Annotated in this window: 15 protein-coding genes and 1 pseudogene; 8 read left to right on the top strand and 8 right to left on the bottom strand. The window is 43.2% G+C overall.

Translation table 11 applies throughout. The features are described from left to right. Positions 1–64: 64 nt before the first annotated feature. The 6 genes and pseudogenes from V7K76_RS29145 to V7K76_RS29120 form a co-directional block, all read right to left on the bottom strand. Entirely contained in the window at positions 65–496 is a 432-nt protein-coding gene (locus V7K76_RS29145) for a hypothetical protein (RefSeq protein WP_334777636.1), read from the bottom strand. Positions 497–610: 114 nt separating this feature from the next. Further along, positions 611–1,090: a hypothetical protein gene (locus tag V7K76_RS29140; protein WP_334777637.1), complete on the bottom strand. Its 480-nt coding sequence runs from the start codon at positions 1,088–1,090 to the stop codon at positions 611–613. 45 nt (positions 1,091–1,135) lie between these two features. Further along, positions 1,136–1,453, bottom strand: a pseudogene (locus V7K76_RS29135) (IS4 family transposase); the annotation flags it as partial. Between the two features lie 34 nt (positions 1,454–1,487). Then, complete coding sequence (locus tag V7K76_RS29130; protein WP_334954120.1) at positions 1,488–3,101, bottom strand: FAD-dependent monooxygenase; 1,614 nt, start codon at positions 3,099–3,101, stop codon at positions 1,488–1,490. 27 nt (positions 3,102–3,128) lie between these two features. Further along, positions 3,129–3,713 (bottom strand): TetR/AcrR family transcriptional regulator, encoded by a 585-nt coding sequence (locus tag V7K76_RS29125; protein WP_334777639.1) that lies wholly within the window; start codon positions 3,711–3,713, stop codon positions 3,129–3,131. A gap of 99 nt (positions 3,714–3,812) precedes the next feature. Next, positions 3,813–4,313, bottom strand: coding sequence for a VOC family protein (locus V7K76_RS29120; protein ID WP_334777641.1), 501 nt, complete (start codon positions 4,311–4,313; stop codon positions 3,813–3,815). A 363-nt stretch (positions 4,314–4,676) separates the two neighbouring features. On the opposite strand from V7K76_RS29120, the gene V7K76_RS29115 reads away from it, so the two are divergent. Together V7K76_RS29115 and V7K76_RS29110 are read left to right on the top strand one after the other, a co-directional pair. Then, on the top strand, positions 4,677–5,666 hold the full coding sequence (locus V7K76_RS29115; RefSeq protein WP_334777642.1) for an adenosine kinase: 990 nt from the start codon (positions 4,677–4,679) through the stop codon (positions 5,664–5,666). Positions 5,667–6,001: 335 nt separating this feature from the next. Then, positions 6,002–6,202, top strand: a complete 201-nt coding sequence (locus V7K76_RS29110) for a hypothetical protein (RefSeq protein ID WP_334777643.1) — start codon at positions 6,002–6,004, stop codon at positions 6,200–6,202. 121 nt (positions 6,203–6,323) lie between these two features. Here the strand turns inward: V7K76_RS29110 and V7K76_RS29105 are convergent, their stop codons facing one another. Further along, positions 6,324–8,636 (bottom strand): MBL fold metallo-hydrolase, encoded by a 2,313-nt coding sequence (locus V7K76_RS29105; RefSeq protein ID WP_335030330.1) that lies wholly within the window; start codon positions 8,634–8,636, stop codon positions 6,324–6,326. Positions 8,637–8,958: 322 nt separating this feature from the next. Here V7K76_RS29105 and V7K76_RS29100 point away from each other — a divergent pair, with 322 nt between their 5' ends. After that, positions 8,959–9,231, top strand: coding sequence for a hypothetical protein (locus V7K76_RS29100; RefSeq protein WP_334777632.1), 273 nt, complete (start codon positions 8,959–8,961; stop codon positions 9,229–9,231). Between the two features lie 242 nt (positions 9,232–9,473). Here the strand turns inward: V7K76_RS29100 and V7K76_RS29095 are convergent, their stop codons facing one another. Then, complete coding sequence (locus V7K76_RS29095) at positions 9,474–11,282, bottom strand: beta strand repeat-containing protein (protein ID WP_334777631.1); 1,809 nt, start codon at positions 11,280–11,282, stop codon at positions 9,474–9,476. A 485-nt stretch (positions 11,283–11,767) separates the two neighbouring features. Between V7K76_RS29095 and V7K76_RS29090 the strand changes: the two genes are divergently transcribed. From V7K76_RS29090 to V7K76_RS29070, 5 genes are all read left to right on the top strand, one after another. After that, positions 11,768–12,007 carry a DNA-binding domain-containing protein gene (locus tag V7K76_RS29090; RefSeq protein WP_334777630.1) on the top strand — a complete coding sequence of 80 codons (240 nt, stop codon included), beginning with the start codon at positions 11,768–11,770 and terminating at the stop codon, positions 12,005–12,007. Between the two features lie 23 nt (positions 12,008–12,030). Continuing rightward, a complete protein-coding gene (locus tag V7K76_RS29085) occupies positions 12,031–12,420 on the top strand; it encodes a Pepco domain-containing protein (protein ID WP_334777629.1) in 390 nt (129 codons plus the stop codon). Between the two features lie 11 nt (positions 12,421–12,431). Continuing rightward, positions 12,432–14,300 carry an SUMF1/EgtB/PvdO family nonheme iron enzyme gene (locus V7K76_RS29080; RefSeq protein ID WP_334777628.1) on the top strand — a complete coding sequence of 623 codons (1,869 nt, stop codon included), beginning with the start codon at positions 12,432–12,434 and terminating at the stop codon, positions 14,298–14,300. Positions 14,301–14,354: 54 nt separating this feature from the next. Next, positions 14,355–16,430: a pentapeptide repeat-containing protein gene (locus V7K76_RS29075; RefSeq protein WP_334954037.1), complete on the top strand. Its 2,076-nt coding sequence runs from the start codon at positions 14,355–14,357 to the stop codon at positions 16,428–16,430. Positions 16,431–16,501: 71 nt separating this feature from the next. Further along, positions 16,502–17,971, top strand: coding sequence for a pentapeptide repeat-containing protein (locus V7K76_RS29070; RefSeq protein ID WP_334778242.1), 1,470 nt, complete (start codon positions 16,502–16,504; stop codon positions 17,969–17,971). The last annotated feature ends 14 nt before the right edge of the window (positions 17,972–17,985 follow it).

The raw sequence follows: 17,985 nt of genomic DNA, 5'->3' as shown, positions 1-17,985 counted from the left end.
CAAACCCAAAAATTTGGAGATAACAGAGGATAAGGGACTTCCAATAAAAAACCTCTTGGACGAGTTATAGGCGAGGAAATATTGACATAGTGTTCAGAGAAAGTCTTGCCGCTCTCCTAGCTAATCCTCTAACCAACACCCCATCCACGATCGCAATCCCCCACTGCGGAAACTTCGCCAGCAACTTCTTAATCACAATCTGCAAAGCCGGATCATCATTCCAGCACTCCTGCAAAAAATCAAACCCCGGATTGTCGCCTGAATTCGCCGCTCGATTCAGTTTCTCCCTTCTTACAGGTCGCATATTTGACCGCGCAACAATCGCCTCATGTGACCCTTTTTCAGGATTGGCAACAGGCACGGTGGAACTTTCACCTTCATGATCCGCTTTGATTTCTACACCCGAAACTGAGTTTTCAACCAACAAAGTAGCAGAGTGATCCTGTTCTACAAGCTCTGGTGTTTGATTAGCGATGGCTACGCCCGCCGCAGGCATCGCAGAATTTAACCCTCTTTTATCACTTCTGCTAGAGAATAATCTAGAATCCTTACAGAATAATAATTTTGCGAAAAAACCTTGATTTAAGTCATTCTGTTAGAAAATAAACGCTCAAATGCTGGCTCTATATACAGTTGAAAACTTGGCTCTGATTTTTCTTTTCCCAGAGTGACCAAAGAGGGTTAAAGATTTTTCATTTTGGGCGATGGGCGCGGCGGAACCAGTACCTTCATGAAAGATTGTCGGCTCAACACCACAATCCTGATTTTCAGCCAATAACGAAGTTGAAAGGCTATGTTGGGTTTGTTCTTCCAAGTCAGTTAAATTCTGTGCGACGGGCGCGGCGGCACAAGCACCTCCATGACAGTCCTTCGGCTCAAAACCACAATTCTGGTTTTCAGCTAACGGAGAAGTAGATTGACTCGATGCAGCATCCACAAGCGCCAGCGTCGTGCAGTCCATTACCGCAGGTAAGTCTTTCTCCAACTCTGACACGCCTTGAACAAACTGAGGCGACGCGACCACCAAGGGAGCGATCGCCGCCTCACAAGAGTGCGAAATAACGGGTTGCGTGTCAGAGTTACACCTCACAAACTCTTTTGTAGAGTTTCTGAGCTTACGGGGGGACAAAAAGGGCTAGGATGCAGATATAATAAGCCTCATAGCCCTCTCTCCTTGTTGGTAGTACTTCCGTTTATTAGGATTTAATCTCAATAATTCAGTCAGTAACTCATCGCAACTTTCTGTGAAATTGACCCAATTGTGTCCATATAGCCCAATATAAAAACTACAATGTCGTCGAACAGTCCTTAAGGATTCTTTAATTCGTCCAACATATTTTTGAACACCCATGCGTTTAATTTTTTGACGAGATATAGTTGCAGCAGTATAGGCAAGCGAGATTAATAATATTAGGGAAATTAGCCGTTGACCTGATACATTAGTATCTTCAATGAGCGATCGCTAAATAGATTGTATTCTCATAGCTCTAAACAGACAGAGTTTTGGGCTTCTTTTCAATTGTGATAAACTCATCCATATAAGCTTTGAGATCCTCCAAGGATAATTCTGTAGAGATCAGTCCGATGTAGTTATCTGGTCTTAGTAAAACTTTGAAAGGCTGATTAGTGCCGAAGATTTCCACGACGCGTGGGTAAAGCGGAACAACGTTGAAATCGATAAAATCGCCGTATTTGTTTGCGAGTTCCGCTTGCAAATCTTCATAGCCGTGTTCCCCATTGGAGAACATAAGTAGATGGAATTTCGGAGCGCTGAGGTGATCGTAAACGTTTGTGCCGTCCGCCAGAAAATAGGGCATTCGGTCTCCAGCTTTGACCTCAAAGGATCGTTGGTGCAGCCTCTCGGCACGAGAATCGCTTTGATGCAGACTTAAAGAACTGTTGCGGTAGTTTATCCCGATTTGAGAAACTAGCTGAAAGATAAACTCTTTTGCTACGCTAAATCGTGTTACAACACTAGCGAGGCTTGGCAAAATGTTGTCACGGAAAAACTGTAGATACCACCGGTTGCCCGCCGCGACATCAAAAAACTTGTCAGTTGTCTGCAAGAGCCGTTTCGCATTGGCAAGACGTTCCTCATTGTAAGTTTCCAGAATTGAATCCTTGGCATAGCCTTTCAAAACAAACCCGATTTTCCATGCCAGGTTATAAGCGTCCTGGATACCCGTATTCATTCCCTGACCCCCCGCAGGTGTGTGAACATGCGCCGCATCGCCAGCCAGAAAACATCTACCTTTGGAAAACTTCTCGGCGTGACGAGTATGTACTTTGTAACTGGAAAACCAGCGCACGTTTGTAATCTCCAATGGTCGCTGCACCAATTGCTTGACCTTGTTTTCTACTTCATTGTAGGTTACTTCGCGATCGCCTTGCTCATCATATTCAGGCAGGTTGCCGATTAATCTCCAGTGCTTCTCGCCTTGCATGGGAACGATCAACACGAAGGAGTTCTCTGCCAGAGTGACGTAAAACGTTGCCTTGTCTGCTGGGAACTCCATATCCACATCCGCGACATAAAACAGGCGTGGGTAAGTCGAACCTTCAAAATGGAAGTCGAGGAGATGGCGCGTTGGACTACCTGCACCGTCACAACCCACTAGATACTGGGCTTCAATGGTTTGTGTTTCGCCGGTTGCATTTTTTAGAACTGCTTTCACGCCGTTTGCATCTTGGGTTAGGCTTTCCATTTCTTTCTGCCATTGAACTTCTTTGCCATTGTGCTGAAGATGCTCGTAAAGCAGACGCTCGTTTTTGTTTTGTTCAAAAACGAGCATAAAAGGAAAAGGGCTGAGTTGTCCGCCGAAGTTGGAAAAATCGATTTGGGCGCTAATTTTGCCGTCATGCATCAGGTTGACTTTCTGCACGATCTCGCCGTCTGCAACAGCTTGTTGAGCTAGACCTACTTGGTCGTAAATCTCCAGGGTACGGGCGTGAACAACCAGAGCCTTTGACAAATCGGTGATACCTTGTTTTTTGTCAAAGATTACAAAGTTGATGCCGTAACGTATCAATTGTACGGCGAGTGAAAGCCCGGTGGGGCCTGCTCCGACGATAATAACGTCCGTTTTCATTGTTGTCTCCATGTGTTTAACCTCCAATGAAAGTTAATCTCAGTCTGGGTGAGAATTAATGCCGTCTAGCAGTTGAGCAACTATTTCCGCCCACGGGCGAGTCGGCAGCCGCGCTAAGTGCGTGGTCAAAACTGTTCCAAGTAGCATTCTGGCGGTCAAAGTTCCATCGTGGGGACGCAGTTCCCCAACCCGAACGCGTGTTTCCAGATAAGCCCCCAACGCCGTGATGCTTTCTTCCATGATCGCGTGCAGACAGTCTGCAACTTCGGGGTTATTCTGGCTTTCACGCACCATGAGACGAAACAACGCCTCTTTGCCATCGAGCATGGACGAAAACCTCTCTACCACCTCTTGCAGAACGTGTGCCGCCACCTCGCCATGTTCAACCAAAAGCAACCCGTGTAACTCTGGCAAAAAACTGTGCCGTTCCCAAACAGCCCTCATCACCTCGCTCTTACTTGGAAAGTAGTGATATAGCAGTCCCACTGCTACACCCGCCCTTACTGCAATCTGCTTGATGCTCGTTGCATCATAACCTTGCTCGGAAAACAGCGCTAATGCTGTATCTACTAGGTGTTCACGTCGCACGACAGCTTGTTGCTGTCGTGAACTTTTTCCTTGCATATCTCGTTGATTGAACGTTCATTCAATAAAACGCTAACATAATATTTTGGGAAGAGCAAGGGCGGTATAAAATAAACTGTTGAAAAATTTCGATTTAGATCATTCCACAATCAGCAAGACTGCGTGTCCGTCAGGGTCTTTAACTAAACAACCCTGCCTGTAAGGAAAAGAGCGATCGCTAAACTGTACAATCCGCAACGATACAAACTGAACTCCGTTACGCCATAGCTTATCCACTAACTGCTCAAGATTATTTACAACTAGCTCAATTTGGATATGTGCAATATCGCAACTTTTCCAGTCACTCGGCATTGGGCGGCCTTTTCCAGGCACAATATACTCTAACAGTTCAATTCCCACACCATCTTGAACAGGTCGCAATGCTGTAATTTTGACTTCGGCTCCTGGTAAATTATCCAAGCGAGATTGGGTTGCACGCCAGTTAAGACTGCGGCTATCAATTTGCATTCCCAGGAGGTCGCGGTAAAAGTGTAGACTCTGCTCGGTATTGGAAATTGCGATTGCACTATGATCGATTCCCAAAAACAAGCTATGGCTATTTTGATGCCATTTATCTTGTCCTTTATCAGGCCCAAACAAAATTAACTCTAAATCATGACCATCAGGGTCTTTAGAGGGTGTTTGAAAAGTCGGTTAGGTTGTAAAAAAGCTCTCTCGGTATACACTGTGAATAGATAATAAACAGCACCGAGAGAGGGACATGAGTAAAGCTTACCCCAGCAACCTAACCCTGGCACAATATGAATTTATCAGAGTCCTGCTTGAAAATAAACAACCCGCTTTCGGAGATAATTTTCTTTGCACAGATCAAACTGCTGTAGCCCAAAGACCATGAAAAAATGCGGGTCTACGAAATTATCGACAAGCAACTCTTAGAGAGTTGTCTATCTGTTATTATCAGTTTTGTTCGAGTCAGACAGAAATTATTCTTGGAGATAAAAAATGGGCAAGAAATATGATGTTTATGGTGTCGGTAATGCTTTAGTAGATATAGAATACGAAGTATCAAGAGAGTTACTACAAGAGTTAAAGATTGATAAAGGTGTAATGACACTCCTAGATGAAGATAGTCAAAATCATATTTTGGAAAATCTCAAAAATCTTCATTGCCATAAGAGTTGTGGAGGGTCAGCCGCTAACACAATGGTGGCAATTAGTCAACTAGGAGGAAAAGCTTTTTATTCCTGTAAAGTGGCTAATGATGAATTTGGAGACTTTTACATCGAAGATTTACTCAAGTCTCAGGTAGATACCAACTTAAAAGATGGCGACCGCCAATCAGGAATTACAGGTAAATGTTTGGTGTTAGTAACTCCCGATGCCGATCGCACCATGAATACATTTTTGGGAATTACTGGAGAATTTTCTACACAAGAATTAGTATCATCAGCGATTGCTGATTCAGAATATGTATATATCGAAGGATATTTAGTGACTTCTACCACAGCAAAAGAAGCAGCTATAAAGGCTAGAGAAATAGCTGAAAAAGCGGGAGTAAAAACCACCATGTCCCTATCTGATTATAACATGGTGAAGTTTTTTAAAGATGGTCTGTTAGACATCATTGGGTCTGGTTTAGACTTGATTTTTGCTAATGAAAGTGAAGCATTAGAACTAGCAGATACACAAGATTTTCAAGTAGCTGTAGACAAACTAAAAACTCTGAGTAAGAAATTTGCCATTACTCGCGGTGCCAAGGGTTCAGTAGTATTTGATGGTCAGAAATTAATCGAAATCGCTGCACCTCAAGTCAAAGCTGTAGATACAGTAGGAGCCGGAGATATGTATGCAGGAGCTTTCCTCTATGGAATTACCCAAGGTATGAGCTATGAAGAAGCCGGAAAATTAGCATCGGCCGCAGCTTCTAAGATTGTTACATCCTATGGTCCAAGATTAAAAACTGAGGAATTAAGGGCATTAGTTACTGCTTAGAGGGTGTTTGAAAAGTTTTTAGGGGTCAAATTTTCTGCCAGCAGTATAAGCCTTCGTAACCAGCTAGAGAGTTGCACTTACTCGATCTAAAACTTGGGTAAGTTTGAGCGGCGTGAATGAATATCCAATGTGCGAAGAGATGCGACAAGCGATTAAAAATGGTAACACTTTCACTTTCAATTATAAAAAACCTCTTGGACGAGTTATAGGCGAGGAAATATTGACATAGTGTTCGTTTATAGGCGATCGCTACTTGTCCCCACATCAACACTTCCCACGCTAAATGCTAAATGCTAAATTTTATTTAGCCACCCAGCAGGAGTTTTCTTTTTCTTATGTGGTTCTGGTCTGCCGATTCAGTAGAACAAGAATTATTTGATTTGTATGCCCCAGCACTGCGAACGGCCGGCGTAAATTTCAGTGACGAGCAACTCCAAGAAACTCTAGAAGCAGCAAGCTTAGGTTTAGAAGATGCTTTCAGGAGCGGGATCGTTGCCATTAGGAGCCGACAGTTGAATCATCAAAGAATTACGTGAATACTTAACTGCATCGGTGGGGGGATAATCCGCCGACACTGCAATTAACGCAATTTTTATATCCTCGAAATAAATCACAGCCCCAATACGTCCTTCAACGTGGAAAGCTCCATGAAATAAATTATATGACTGTATTATTGTTGATTACAAAATTCGGGCATACACCATTTGGATCGACTGACAATTGGTACATTGGGCTATCTTCGTGATTGCAGAAACCTGCCTTTAAAAATTGACACTTAGCACAACAGTCAGTTAATCCGGCTTTCGCTTTTTCAAGTGCGATCGTCTTTGCAGTGACTGGCATCAACATCAGCCCATTATTGTGCCATTTAGCCCGAACAGCCCCCATTTGTCCAAGTGTCTGCCACCGGGGGTCTTCTTCTACTACGTTTTGGGGAACTCGAATCCAAGCGCCATCATGTTCTGAAATAATCTCCAGTTGAATTTCCTTTTCGTGACTGAGTGCGATTTGAGTTGAGTTGGTCAGAAATTTGGGAAAAACACCATATTCTATAATCTCTCCCACACTCGGAATGTGGACAATATAATGTTTTTGCAAATCACTTCGAGCAAGGTCGTGCAGCGCATCTTTGCTCCCGTGAATCAGAACTAAATGCCGTGGTTTCACTTTTGCAATTACCGAACCAATTCCGGCACGATCCGTGTGGGCTGAGAGATTAAATTTCTTGACTGTAGCTTTAACTGTGTAATCTTTCTCGTCAATTGTAACCACCTCACCAGTTTTCATTTCTTGCAGCAAGCGTCCTGGGGATTCTTCATCCGTATAGCCGCTAAAGAAGATCGCCGCGTTCTCTCGCTCTAGAAGCCCTTGGGCATAATAGACTGATGGTCCGCCGGTGAGCATTCCACTTGATGCAATAATTACACTGGGTTTTGCCATCGCCAGGGGTCGTTCTTTAGGATCGCTAATGGGGATCACTTTGATATTGTCAGCAAACGGCTCTGTGCGACTAGCGTTGGCGAGGTTTTGTACTGACCTGGGCAGGAATTGAAGATTATCAGCGAACACATCTGTTACAGCCCGGACTAACCCATCAATGTAAATAGGTATGTTATCGGGAAATGTAGAGCTAGTTTTCAGGGCGAGGATTATCTCTTGGGCGCGACCAAGGGCGAAAGCTGGGATTAAAACACTACCACCACGTTGTACAACTTGAGTTATATTTGCAACAAGTTCTGACTCCTGTTCGTTCCGTTTGGAGTGGACGCTGGCTCCATAGGTAGCCTCTGTGATTAACATATCCACCTGGGGTAAGTCTGTGAGTTTTAATCCTTCAGTTGTGCGGCTGTTGGCTAAGTTGTAATCCCCAGTGTACAGCAAGCTTTTATTACCTAATTGCAGATGGATGCAGGCGGCTCCCACAATATGTCCGGCATTAATAAACCGAACTTTCAGTCCCGGCAATGGTTCAAATTCTGCGCCAATCGGTTGCGTGTCTAACTGGAGTAGGGTTTGTTGGAGTTCAGTTTCATCAAATAACGGTTCATAATCCTCATTATTTTGTTGCACTTTCAAACAATCCGACAACATGACCCGTGCAATTTCCCGTGTGCCAGGAGTGCAGATCATTCCGGCTGTGGGAAACATTGAATGCAGCACTGGCAGTGCGCCGATATGATCTTGGTGAGCGTGAGTAATCAGGATTAGGTTCGGGTTTTCTAGATACTCAAATGCAGGTAATGGATTGCTACCTTTGGGTCTGGTTCCGGCATCCAGAACTATCTCATAATTGCCAATCTCTACTCTCAAACAAGATGCACCAATTGAACGGGCTGCACCAAGGGGAGTTACTCGTAAGATATCTGGATGCGTTTCTACAAGACAATTGATTTTTGGAGTGAACTCATGGAAGGTTAATGCTGTTGAGCCAGATTCTCCCTGTACTCTAATTTTGCGATTATCAACCATCCCTTCCCACTCAACAATTCCCTTTCTCAGAATAGCTGCTTTGAGTTGAATTCCAGGGTAATGTTCATAAATCTGTGGCTCTAATCTTGCTGCCCAATTTTGATCCAGGCTTTTGCGATTATTTGGTTGTTGAAATGCAAGAAGTTCTGGTGCTAGTTCGATTATATTTTCACTCTGTTCAGATATTATATGTAAGCCGCCGTCTCTAAATTCAAGCTCAAACCTATAAATAATTCCAGTCTGCAACCGCCGCGAACTGTGCAATGTCACTTTGCAACGCTCAGAAACTTTTATTAGAGCAGTGCCGTGTTTACTGAATTGGGCTACTCTACCGATGCAAATCGACGCTTGAATTTCCTCTATTCTAAAAACATCGGATGCGCCCATCACGACACCATTTGAGTCTGTAACGGGGATAAATTGCCAGATTCCATCCCCGGATTCCGAATTCCCCTTTACCTTAATCTTTGTATCATTACTGCATAAGTACCCATCTTTCACACTTCCCACAAGACAGCAAAATATTGACGTTTGCATCACTTATTTTTTAGTATTTTTTTGAGCGACTATACTTCCAATTTGCTCTGATTCTCTGTTGCCAAAGAAGATCCCAACTCGATATATCGCCTCATTCAAATAGTCTTTAATTATTTTAAGTCAGGAAAGTAATATTCTGGATTTTTCCCCTTTAACCGAGTATCTCTTGCCTACTTACGCCATACTATTTTACTACTACGGTTTTTTACTTGCCAAAAAATGAACCTTTTGTGAAGGAAAGCAGTCTAAGACTATAGATTTCTGCTTCAATCAAAGGTATATACTTATGAACATGAAAGGAATTCTCTCATCTTGCTTGTTAGGCATTTTGCTAACTTCGAGTGTTTTAGCAGAGCGTGCATCTGCTCAAGTCGAAGTATTTTTTGGAAACAATGACCGACATGAGTGGCGGGAACAAGAACAAGCGAGGTTAGCATTTATACGTAGAGAACGTGAAGAACGTGAGCGTAGTGAATGGCAGCGTCGAGAACATGAGAGACGTGAATGGCGTGAGAGACATGAGAGACATGAGAGACATGACGAGGATCGGGATCGCTAAGTTAGTTCAGAAGGCAGCTCTGCTGGAGGCAGGAGACTCAGTTGCCAGAAGCGACAATCCAAACGGGATTGTCGCAAACTACTGTTCAGACCAAATCATCGCCAAAATCTGAAACAAAAACTGTTAGTCTCAAAGCTATTAGCAAGAGGTTTTGGCGACATTTATGAACGAATTATCACCAAGCTATTGATTGGCTTGGTGATAATTTTTGATCGCTTTGTAAAAAATATTAAAGTAAATATTTAAACTCTCACGACTGAACCAATGTTTATGAATTTACCTACGAGATTATCAAGCTTGATAAACTTATTTGAATCCTCTTCGGGTGTGTCAAAGTTAGAAGCAATAGTGCTGTAGTCTAATGTGTCCGTGGCATAGCCAGAGTTAGAGTTGTAAATCCCGCCACCCTTGCCAGACTCGAATTTACCAGAACTGAGTTCGATCCCGAAAGCTTTATTGAGCCTGATAATGCTGTTGCCCACCGTTAGGGTGCCATCATTGTAGATCCCACCGCCTAAGTGTGCCTGATTGCCAGTTATACTGCTATGGCTCACGGTAACGATGCCTAATTGCTCGTATGTAACAGTGTGAGAATAGTCACCACCATCATCGGCATTATTGTAGATCCCACCGCCGGCTGTGCCTGCTGTATTGCCAGTTATAGTGCTATAACTCACGGTGACAACGCCTAATTTATTGTTGCTGCCATTCCCGTTAGAGCTAGAGTTATAGATGCCGCCGCCATCGTCGCTAGCATAGTTATTACTGATAGTACTGTTAGTAACCGATAGGATACCATTATTGTAGATCCCACCTCCAGTGGTTGCATGATTGTCTTTGATAGTGCTAGTGGTTATCCTTAGGCTGCCATAGTCGGCAGAGTAACCAAAGTTGTAGATCCCACCACCTTCGGTTGCTGTGTTGCCACTGATGGTGCTGTGACTCACCGAAAGGATGTTTTTTAAGTCATTTAAATAACCAATGCCACCACCTTCGGTTGCTGTGTTGCCACTGATAATGCTGTAATTCACCGAGAGGCTGCCTTGGGTGCTGATCCCACCGCCAAAATATGCCTGATTACCACTGATGGTGCTGTGATTCACCGAGAGAGTGCCGGAGTTATCGATCCCACCGCCGAAGCCGAAATCTGTCCGTGCCGAATTGGCACTGATGGTACTGTTATTTACTGAGAGAGTACCGGAGGACTCGATCCCAGCGCCTCCGATTGCCGTGTTAACACTAATAGTGCTGTTATTCACAGTCGCAGTGGCCAAGTTGTAGATCCCACCCCCAAGCTGAGATGCTGTGTTGTTATTGATGCTGCTGTTGCTCACCGTGAGGCTACCAGTATTATAAATGCCACCGCCAAAATCTATCGAGTTGTTGCTGCTAATGTTACTCCCCTTCACTGTGAGGATGCCAGTGTTATAAATGCCGCCTCCTAATGCACCTATATCGCGGTAACTATCACCTGTCGCCGAGTTCCCAGTGATGTTACTGTAGTTGACTGTGAGGGTGCCAGTGTTGTAGATCCCACCGCCGTTACCTTCAAAATTCGACGAATCAAAGCTTTTGTTATCAGTGATGTTACTGTAGTTAACTGTGAGGGTGCCAGTGTTATAAATGCCACCGCCGTTAACTTTGGATGAAAGTCCATTATCCTCTGGATTGACTGTGTTGCCAGTGATGATGCTGTTGCTCAGTGTAAGGACGCCCCCGTTGTAGATCGCACCACCTCCTGCTGCGCCATCGTATGTATTGGTAATAGTCAGCCCGTTGATTGCAGATGTTACACCACTATTGATGTCAAAAACACGAGAAGCACTATCATCCTTAATAGTTAGTTTGCTCGGATTTGTACCTTCAATGGTTAGGTTATCTGTGATACTCAGACCACTACCAGTCAGATTGATGGTATGAGCCACCCCATCTGTAAACAGTCCCCCAAAATTGATAATGTCGTTTCCTGTCAAAGCATTGGCATTTAGAACTGCCTGCCGCAGTGAACCTGCACCACTGTTGTTCGTATTAGTGACGGTAAATGTAGACATTCCGATTACTCCTATTTTTTCGGTGTATAAAAATTGATACTAATAATCATGCGGATACTACTACGAATCTCCAAGCATTTTTTCTACGGGTTTGACACTATTCTCATTCTCAACAAATTAAATTTAATGACAATAAATCACGAGAGAATAGGGATTTTGAATAGAGTGATCCTAAGCCTTCGCTCCGTCAACGAGATCACGGGAAAAGTCAGATTTCTGATTCACTCCACTGTGCTGTACGGACTTCCTGTAAATAGTACCACTGTTCAACTACGTAATGCTATCTGATGGATCAAGCAAACAAGGAAACTTTACCAAAGCTTTTTGCAGCAGAAGTAAATATAAATTTGTTGTGTAGTTGGGGCAGATTAATTTCTCTCACACTTCAAAAATGAGCGAACAACAGTCAATTCGGCGGAATTAAGAGTTTTGCGAGTCACATTGCTATTTTACGTAATCATACTGAATAATAGTAATGCAGAGTCATGCAGTTAATCAAAAAGTTGTCTGCAATGGTCAAACCTCAAATTGTAGTTAGATTGTCCCCAGAACTGCTGGAGAAACTGAATAAGTATGCCGAACAAACAGGTGCATCCAAAACGGATGTAGTAGTTGGTGCGTTGTCTCATTATTTGGGATGCGCTGAAGCATTGCCACTAAAACAAAAGGTAGCAGACCTGGAAGTGAGATTGACAACGGTAAAAGAATTGCTAAAAACCAGTTAAACCGAGAGGAATAGAGAAATCTTATGTCAGCAGAAATCCCCACTCCGAAAATGATGTGGATTATTACAGAAGAAACCGAAGCTGCAACTAGCCATGAAGCAGTTACAAGAGGATCAAGAGGTAGTTTTGATATCGGAGGAAGGCTTGGCGCAGAAATCACAGAAACAACGGAATTAGTAATTACCAGACGAAAAGCGGTAGAAGTAGGGAAGCTCAAACAGGAAATGAAAGGGTTTCTGCAAGCAATGAGAGAAATACTTGAGGAAGCTGAGGAACCGGATTCTAAGATACAGCTTGATGAAGTAGAGTTATCAGTAGAAATAACTGGAGAAGGACAAATCAGCTTGCTTGGCATTGGTGGGGGAAAAGCTGGTGCTAAAGGAGCAATGACTTTCAAATTCAAGCGGAAATAATCAATAGAGACATGGGTAAAAATTGGGCAATTGTAGTCGGAATCAACAATTACGATAATCTTCAGCCACTCAATTATGCCAAGCGAGATGCTGAGGCGATGAAGACTTGGTTTGAAGATGAAGCGAACTTTGACCAAGTTTTTTTGTTTACAGAAGATTCTCCGGCGATAAAAACAAATCCACCAATACAAACTCAGCCGACACAAGGTAGATTCAAACGATTTTTGAATGCACAGTTTGAAGAACCATTATTGAAACCAGAAGATAATTTGTGGTTCTTCTTTGCAGGTCATGGTAACCGCTTTATAGACCAAGACTACCTGATGTTTTTGGATAGTGACCCAATAGATCAGACAACAGCGATCTCTGTGGATTATGTAACCCAAAGGCTACGGCGGTGTGGGGCAGACAATGTAGTTTTGTTAATAGACGCTTGTCGAGATGAAGGCGATCGCTCTGGGTTAGGGGTAGGAACGCAGGAACATAAGGGAGTCATCACCTTTTACTCATGTGCGCCAAACCAAAAGTCTTGGGAGATAGATGAATTACAACACGGTTCGTTTACCTATAGCTTGTTAGAAGGTCTGCGAATCCAGGGGGAGGCTAATTGTGCCACAGTAGAACGTTTAGAACAACATTTACGTTACAGAGTACCCCAATTAAACGCTAATTATAAAAAATCTGAACAAAATCCTTATTTGAAAGCGGAGCCACCCTACAAGATGTACTACATCTTAGTAGAACAAGCAGCCAGAATAAAAGATGCAGAGTCGTTGAAATATCAAGCGTCTATTGCTGAGAATGAGGGAGATTTATTAGTAGCAGAACAACTGTGGATTAGAGTATTGGCAGTATCTCGTGCAGATAGAGACGCAATTCGAGCAATTCAAAGGATAGCTCAACGCCAAGTACAGCCCGTCAATTCTATTTCCGAGATTTTATCAATTACTCAACCCGTTGCTTCACCTGGAGGAGACAGAGCAGTAGCTTTAGAGCCGACCTCTATCCGCAAAGATGAGCGACCAGTTTTTGAATTTGAAGTGGTAACGGTAAATGCCCAAGGAAAAGAAATCAAACGTGAACAGCGTCAAGCCGAGTATATTACCGAAGATTTAGGAAATGGTGTCAGCTTAGAAATGGTGTCCATTCCCGGTGGTAAATTCATGATGGGTTCACCAAAAGATGAAGCCCAACGTTACGACGATGAAAGCCTCCATGAAGTCACAGTTGCACCCTTCTTTATAGGCAAGTACCCCATCACTCAAACACAATGGCGGGCTGTCGCAGCTTTAAAACAAATAAACCGGGAACTTAAACCCGACCCATCGAATTTTAAAGGAGATAATTTACCAGTAGAGCAAATTTCTTGGTATGAAGCAGTAGAGTTTTGTGATAGATTGTCTAAACAGACTAATAGATATTACCGACTGCCCAGTGAAGCTGAATGGGAGTACGCTTGTAGATCAGGCACGACAACTCCGTTCCACTTTGGCGAAACGATTATATCAGATTTAGCAAATTACAGTGCTGAGAATACTTACGGTGATGCTCCTAAAGGTAAGTCTGTAAATCAAACAACACAAGTAGGCAAGTTTAAGGTTGCCAATGCTTTTGGGTTGTGTGATCTGCACGGTAATGTTTGGGAGTGGTGCTATGACCACTGGCACACTGATTACAAAGGCGCTCCCACGGACGGCAGCGCTTGGATAGATATAGACCGCCGCGAGAATAATAATCAATTCCGCATGTTGCGCGGTGGTTCCTGGCACTACAATCCGAGGTATTGCCGTTCTGCGTCTTGTAGCAGGGACATACCGGGCAATAGGTTCTACGACATCGGTTTTCGGGTTGTAACAGAAATCTTGTGTTACAGTTCGTAAAAGCCCATAGTTAAGCTGTATGTAAGATAAACCCTCGCCTTTACAAGCCTAGCCATGCCCCAAGACTTCTCTCACCAGAATCTCAGAGGTCGTTCATTCAAAGGTCAAGACTTGACTGAGACTAACTTTAGCTATGCAGATATTCAAGGGGCTGACTTTAGTGAGGCTAATTTGAGAGGGGCTAATTTTCATCAGGCAAAAGCTGGGCTGAAAAGCTACGGAATATTTATTTTCTCACTATTCTTGTTTCTTATAGCAGGACTATCAGGATTCACAGCAGGTATTGCTATTACTTTTGCAACATATTTTTTCCTTTCTCTCAAACCGCGTATATTTACTATTTTCTTAGCTTCATTTTTCTTTATTTGCTTCATCCGTACAATTCTAAATGTTACTTGTGGGCCGATAGCTGTAAATGTGCAATTAGTCGCAGCCGTCGCCATTGTTTTAGCTGTGGTAGCTGTTGGCGCACCAGCAGCAGCAGTGGATGAACCCGAAGCGAAGATTGGGGCTATGGTTGTATCTGGCGTAATGTCTATGCTTTTCGTTTTAGCAGTGGCCTTGAATTCTTCTGTAACAGGGAATGAAACATTTTCTACGAGATTAATTGGAGATGGAATACTTGGAAGGCTAGTTAGAGGTGGGGCATGGTTTGGAGGGATCGTTGGAGGACTTGTTGGAGCAGTTTTGGGTTCTTATGTTGGTCAGTTGGCTTTAAATGAGGATAAACGTTTTCGCTGGATTTGGAAGATTACCATTGCTTTTGCCAGTACAGAAGGCACAAGTTTTCGTGGTGCTGACTTAACCAATGCTAATTTTACCCTAGCAATACTTAAAAGCAGTGATTTGAGAAATGCTGTTCTGACTCATACCTGTTGGTATCAGGCTAAAAAACTTGACTGTATACGTTCAGGAACAACTTATCTAGGGAATGTACAACTACAGCAATGGTTGATACACAAACAAGGACAGCACAAGAATTTTAATCGTCAAGACTTGCGAGGTGTGAATTTACAAGGAGTTAACTTAGCCGATGCCAGTTTTATTGGTACAGACTTGAGTGAAGCCAACTTACAAAACGCAGATTTATCTAGAGCCAAGCTCATACAAACCCAACTCGACGGCACTGACTTTACAGGCGCAACTCTCACCGGAGCCATCATTGAGGACTGGGGTATTACCAAAGATACGAAATTCGACGTAGTGAGATGTGAGTACGTTTATATGCGCTTGCCCACAAGAGAGAATCCTGACCCACTCCGCAAACCTGATAACAACAAAGAAGTTTTTGCTCCGGGAGAGTTTGGGGATTTCATCAAACCAATCTTTGACACCCTCGACCTTTACCACAGCCAAGGAATTGACCCAAGAGCGATCGCTATTTCCTTTAAGCAGCTAGCCGAAAATCACCCAGAAGCAGATTTGCGGATTGTGGGAATGGAAGTGCGAGGCGAAGATAAGTTCTTGCTTCGTGCAAAAACAGCAGCTATGGCTGATAAGTCTGAACTGAGCGCAGAATATTTTGACACTTATAATCAGATAAAAGGTTTGCCGGAGCGAGAGATTAAATTACTGCTAGCAGAAAAAGATAATCAAATCCGCAGATTAGAAAATATGGTGATGACGGCATTAGAGCGTCCTAGCTTTTATTCAAACGTTGAGCAGGTAGGTTTTATGACTAACAATCCCGGTGGCTTTTCAGTTGGTGGTTCAGTTGATGGCGATATTAATAATGTTCAGGGTGAAAATAACCAACAAAGGGTAAGTAATAAAAGTTCTAGTTTTAACTTACAAGGCGCTCAATTCGCTGGTGGTCTAGTCAACGCAGACACAGTAACCGCAAATCAAATCGGCGGCAACATCACCAACTACTCCACTGAACAAAAGCAGAATCTCACAGAAGCCGCAGCAGAGATTCAGCAGCTTCTCAATCAATTGGGGCAGACATACCCCACTACAACTACTTCTGAGAAAATGATCGCTGTGGCTAAGGCTGTAGACGAGATTGAAAATAACCCAACATTGAAAGCGCGAGTAATTGGTGCATTGAAGGCTGGGGGAACTGAAGCATTTAAAGAACTAATCGACCATCCTTTAGTGAATATACTGCTGGCTTCAATTGAAGGGTAGCAAGATGCCATATAACACTCGTTATTGTTAATAATGACGCATAAAATAATGAAGTTAGAGGAATTGTATGGATGGCAGATAAAAAACATTTTGCAATACTCAAAAAAGGGGTAGAGGTTTGGAATAAGTGGAGAGAAAACAACCCAACTTTAGTTCCTGATCTTAGCGAGATAGTTTTTCGTACCAAAGACCTTACAGGAGCTAACCTTGCTGAAACAAAATTAAGTGGAGCAGACCTCCAATGGACTCGGCTCATGTGGGCAAACCTCGGTGGAGCAGACCTCAGTAATGCAAATCTTGGTAAAGCACATCTTAAAGAAGCTGACCTTAATAAGGCAAATCTTAGCAAAGCAAACTTAAATGAAGCTGACCTTAGTAACGCAATACTCAGTGAAGCAAACCTTAGTGGAGCAAATTTTGGCAAAGCAAATCTCAATGAGGCAGACCTTAGTGAGGCTAACCTAAATAGATCAGCACTTAGTAAAGCAAACCTCACTGGAGCAAGCCTGAGTGGAGCAAGCCTAAGTGGGGCGAAACTTGTTGGAGCTAACCTTACTGGGGCAGACCTTAGCCAGTCAACACCTAAGGAAGCAAACCTCAGTGGAGTGATACTTAGTGGAGCTAACCTTAATGAAGCAATACTCATTCAGGCAGACCTTAGTAGGGCAAACCTCAGTAAGGCTAACTTCAGTAGGACTAACCTCAGTGGGGCTAACCTCAGTGATGTAGACCTTACAGGGGCTAACCTTACTAGAGCTAACCTCAGTGGGGCTAACCTTACTAGAGCTAACCTTAGTGAGGTAGACCTTAATAAGGCAGATTTTAATGAGGCAAACCTTCAAAATACTAATCTTAATAGGGCAGACTTAAGTAGAACTCAAGCATTAGGAACTAATTTTAATGCAGCAGAATTTACGGGAGCTTGTATAGAAGATTGGAATATCAACAGCATTACAAATCTTGATAATATAATTTGTGACTACATCTACTTACGCCAAGGTCAACAAGAACGTCGCCCTAGCAGTGGAAATTTTGCCCCTGGTGAATTCGCCAAGCTGTTCCAAAAATCTCTAGAAACCATAGATCTAATCTTTCGTAACGGTATCGACTGGGACGCTTTCGCCTACTCCTTCAAAAAAGTAGAAGTCGAAAACCAGGGCGCACAATTGGATGTCCAAAGCATTGAGAAGAAAGGCGATGGCATTCTTGTAGTCAGAGTAGCTGTTGCCCCTGATGCAGATAAAGCAAAAATCCACAATCAGTTCATGCAGGGGTATGAATTTGCGGCTAAAGCATTAGAAGCACAGTACCAAGCAAGACTTGAGGATAAAGATACCCTAATTTCCAAACAGGAAGTACAAATTAACCGCCTGTTTGACATAGTAGAACAGCAAGGTTCAGTCCAAAAAGCACTGGCAGAAAATCCACGGAAAGTTTCTAACTACAATATGCAGAATCCGCAGTTCGCAGGTGGCATAGTAGATACCAACACTGTCAACGCAGACCAGATAGGTGGTAACATTCACAACAACGACGCTTAAAAACGCTCAAACCA

Origin of the sequence: Nostoc sp. (assembly GCF_036917975.1) — a bacterium.
GTDB lineage: Bacteria > Cyanobacteriota > Cyanobacteriia > Cyanobacteriales > Nostocaceae > Nostoc.
The sequence above is the reverse complement of the archived record's forward strand: the minus strand, read 5'-3'. Positions and strand labels throughout refer to the sequence as shown.